Genomic DNA, 3,753 nt, shown 5'->3' on the forward strand with positions numbered 1-3,753 from the left:
TGGCGATCCATGTCTTCGGAAGTCATGGATTGCGTCACTTCGTTCGCAATGACGATGTTCTTTCACGTTAATATCAACCGATTTGCCCACTTATGAAGCTGATTGCCACATTTACCCTTGTTGCCGCGTTGGGCACCCCTGTTTTTTCGAGTGTCGCGAGTGAAGTCGCAGCTTCGGGCAAACCGGACATGGCCAAAGGCGAGGCCAGCTTTTCCGGTGTATGTGCCGCCTGCCACGCAGCGGATGGTAATTCCCTGATCCCGGTGAACCCCAAGCTGGCGCAGCAACACCCCCAATACCTGATCAAACAACTCAGCGAGTTCAAGGCGGGCAAGCGCGAAAACGCGGTCATGACTGGCATGGCAGCCATGCTGAGCGAAGACGACATGAAAAACATTGCCTATTGGCTGGCCACCAAGAAAGCCACCCCTGGCGCCGCCAAAGAAAAAGACCTGGTGTTGCTGGGTGAAAGAATTTACCGCGGCGGCATTGCAGACCGCCAAATCCCGGCCTGCGCGGGTTGCCACAGCCCCAACGGCGCCGGCATCCCGGCGCAATACCCGCGTTTGAGTGGCCAGCACGCTGACTATGCCGTGGCACAGTTGACCGCCTTCAGGGACGGCGTGCGCAATAACAGCCTGCAAATGACCCAGATTGCCGCCAAGCTCAATGACCGTGAGATCAAGGCCGTGTCCGACTACATTGCCGGACTGCACTGACTTTTTGATTTCTTCGAAAAAACAGGCGGGTTGTGTCAAGCAACCCGCCTGTTTTTTTGCCTGCAGCCTCATGTGTGGCCGCGCTCCCTGACGGTCATGTTTTCCAGATGCAGCAGGTTTTTGTAAGAACACCTATCCTCGGTGGAACCAAAGCACAACGGAAACCGCCATGCTCATCAAAACCAATGCCAACGCCTTTGTTCATCCTGTGCCCAGTGAGATCACCTCGCCTGCGGCCTGCCAGTCGCGCCGTGACCTGATCCGCCTGATGGCCACCGGCGTGGCGGGCGCTGCGCTGGCTTCATGGGCTGCACGCGAAGCCTTGGCGCAAGCCTGGATGCCACCTGGCCAACAGGCCGCCTTGTCACGCAGAAAAACGTCGGTGAGTGGTGCCTTGACCTTGGAAAAAGTGACCGAATACAAGCATGCCAGCACGTACAACAATTTTTATGAATTTGGCACCGACAAGGCCGATCCGGCCAGAAACGCCCACACGCTCAAGACCAGTCCCTGGACAGTGGAAATCGAAGGCCTGATCAAAAAACCGGGCCGCTACGCCCTGGAAGACTTGCTCAAGCTCAGCGCGCAGGAAGAGCGCATTTATCGCCTGCGCTGCGTCGAGGGCTGGTCGATGGTGATTCCGTGGGTTGGCTATTCGCTGTCAGAGTTGATCAAAAAGGTGGAGCCGCTGGGCAGCGCCAAATACGTTGAATTTGTCACCCTGGCTGATCCCAAAACCATGCCGGGTGTGGGTAGCCGGGTGCTCGATTGGCCTTACGTGGAAGGCCTGCGCCTGGACGAGGCGATGCATCCGCTCACGCTGCTGGCGTTTGGCATGTATGGCGAAGTGTTGCCCAGGCAAAATGGCGCGCCCTTGCGCCTGGTGGTGCCGTGGAAATACGGTTTCAAGAGCGGCAAGAGCCTGGTCAAGATTCGCTTTACCGACAAGCAGCCCGCTACCGCCTGGAACAAGGCCGCCGCCAATGAGTACGGGTTTTATTCCAATGTGAACCCCAACGTGGATCACCCGCGCTGGAGCCAGGCCACCGAGCGCCGCATTGGCGAAGACGGCCTGTTTGCCAAAAAGCGCAAGACGCTGCTGTTCAACGGCTACGAGGCGCAAGTGGGCCAGTTGTACGCTGGCATGGACTTGAAAAAATACTTTTGATGCAGGGCCGCATGGGCGCGCCCGCCAAGCCGCTGGTGTTTGTCGTGGCCTTGCTGCCCTTTGTCTATTTGCTGTGGGCGGCGGTATTTGACCAGTTGGGTGCCAACCCGGCCGAGGCGCTGGTGCGTTCCACGGGTGACTGGACCCTGCGCATGCTGTGCGTGGTGCTGGCGGTAACGCCCTTGCGGGTGCTCACCGGTAACTCGGCGTTGGCGCGTTTTCGCCGCATGTTGGGCCTTTTTGTTTACTTTTATGCGCTGCTGCACCTGCTGAGCTACAGCGGCTTCGACATGGCGTTCGATGTCGCCGACATTGCCAACGATATTGGCAAGCGGCCCTTTATTCTGGTGGGTTTTACGGCCTTTGTGCTGCTCACCGGCTTGGCGCTGACCTCGTTCAACCGGGCCATCAAGGCCTTGGGAGCCAAAAACTGGCAACGCTTGCACAAGGCGGTTTACGCAGTGGCCGGTCTGGCCATTCTGCATTTTTTCTGGATGCGTGCCGGCAAGAACGACTTTGCCGAGGTGCTTGTCTATGCCGCCGTGCTGGCGGCTTTGCTGGGTTGGCGCTTGTGGCGCTACCTGGCAAGAGTCGCTGCCAGTGGCAAGTGTTCCAGCCGCATCTGATCAGCGTAGCTTTCACGCTCGCGAATCAGGTGGGCCTGGCCGCCGTCAACCAGCACTTCGGCGGCGCGGTTGCGCGTGTTGTAGTTGCTCGCCATGCTCATGCAGTAGGCGCCTGCCGACAGCACCGCCAGCAGGTCGCCCTGTTGCACGCTTAACGCACGGTCGTGGCCAAGCCAGTCGCCGCTCTCGCAGATCGGGCCGACCACATCCCAGGTTTCTGTCGGGGCGGGGCGCGGTTTGACAGGCACAATCTGGTGATACGCCTGGTACATGGCCGGGCGCGGCAGGTCGTTCATGGCGGCATCGACAATGCAAAAGTTCTTTTGATCACCGGGTTTGAGGTACAGCACCTCGGTCAGGCACACGCCCGCGTTGCCCACCAGTGAGCGGCCGGGTTCAATCATCAGCGCGCGCTGGCCAAAGCCACGGGCATCGAGTTTGGCCAGCAACTTGGCCCACAAAGCATCCGCTTCAGGCGGCGATTCGCCGTTGTAGTCAATGCCCAGGCCGCCACCCAGGTCGATGTGGTGAATCGGCACAGCTGCGGCCTCAAGGGCTTGCACCAGGTCCAGCATGCGGTCCATGGCTTCCAGATACGGTGCTTCCTGGGTAATTTGCGAGCCAATGTGGCAGTCGATTCCCTCGATGCGCAGGCCGGGCAGGGTGGCCGCGCGCTGGTAGGTCTGCACCACGCGCTCATGCGCAATGCCGAACTTGTTGCCTTTGAGGCCGGTGGAAATATACGGGTGGGTTTGCGGGTCCACATTGGGGTTGACGCGGATGCTCACCGGCGCTTGCACACCCAGGCTCAAGGCGACCTCATTGAGCACTTCGAGCTCGGCTTCGCTCTCCACGTTGAAGCAGCCAATGCCGGCAAGGAGTGCCGCGCGCATCTCGTCGCGGGTTTTGCCCACCCCTGAAAAGATGATGCGGCCGGCTTGCCCGCCTGCGGCCAGCACGCGCGTCAGCTCACCCAGCGACACCACATCAAAGCCGCAACCCGCTTGGGCAAACAGCTCGATCACGCCCAGGCTGGAGTTGGCTTTCATGGCGTAGCAAATCTGCACCTGGCGCCCGGCAAAGCCGCGCTGGTAAGCCGCCAGGGCAGCCAGCATGGCGGCTTTGGAGTAAACAAACAAGGGCGTGCCGAACTGCTGCGCCATGGCGCTCAAGTTGGCATCTTCCAGAAAAAGTTCATCGCCGCGGTAAGCAATGTGGGGCTGGCCCGGTAAGCGGTTGG

Annotated in this window: 4 protein-coding genes; 3 read left to right on the forward strand and 1 reads right to left on the reverse strand. The window is 59.9% G+C overall.

Annotated elements, in window-relative coordinates; translation table 11 throughout:
- The first annotated feature begins 92 nt into the window (after positions 1 to 92).
- From IBX54_RS13400 to IBX54_RS13410, 3 genes are all read left to right on the forward strand, one after another.
- Positions 93 to 719 carry a c-type cytochrome gene (locus IBX54_RS13400; RefSeq protein WP_296543158.1) on the forward strand — a complete coding sequence of 209 codons (627 nt, stop codon included), beginning with the start codon at positions 93 to 95 and terminating at the stop codon, positions 717 to 719.
- Between the two features lie 169 nt (positions 720 to 888).
- Complete coding sequence (msrP, locus tag IBX54_RS13405; RefSeq protein WP_296543159.1) at positions 889 to 1,887, forward strand: protein-methionine-sulfoxide reductase catalytic subunit MsrP; 999 nt, start codon at positions 889 to 891, stop codon at positions 1,885 to 1,887.
- An 11-nt stretch (positions 1,888 to 1,898) separates the two neighbouring features.
- On the forward strand, positions 1,899 to 2,513 hold the full coding sequence (locus IBX54_RS13410) for a sulfite oxidase heme-binding subunit YedZ (RefSeq protein ID WP_296543160.1): 615 nt from the start codon (positions 1,899 to 1,901) through the stop codon (positions 2,511 to 2,513).
- Here IBX54_RS13410 and lysA read toward each other — a convergent pair.
- The coding region (gene lysA, locus IBX54_RS13415; protein ID WP_296543161.1) for a diaminopimelate decarboxylase at positions 2,465 to 3,753 on the reverse strand (1,289 nt) is incomplete at its 5' end. The two genes, IBX54_RS13410 and lysA, sit on opposite strands and share 49 nt — an antisense overlap.

Source organism: Rhodoferax sp. (assembly GCF_014859475.1).
Classification (GTDB): domain Bacteria; phylum Pseudomonadota; class Gammaproteobacteria; order Burkholderiales; family Burkholderiaceae_C; genus Rhodoferax.

Bases quoted from the DNA above. Each gene is read 5' to 3' on its own strand.
- IBX54_RS13410 (WP_296543160.1), top strand. From the start codon at position 1,899: ATGGGCGCGCCCGCCAAGCCGCTGGTGTTTGTCGTGGCCTTGCTGCCC.
- msrP (WP_296543159.1), top strand. From the start codon at position 889: ATGCTCATCAAAACCAATGCCAACGCCTTTGTTCATCCTGTGCCCAGT.
- IBX54_RS13400 (WP_296543158.1), top strand. From the start codon at position 93: ATGAAGCTGATTGCCACATTTACCCTTGTTGCCGCGTTGGGCACCCCT.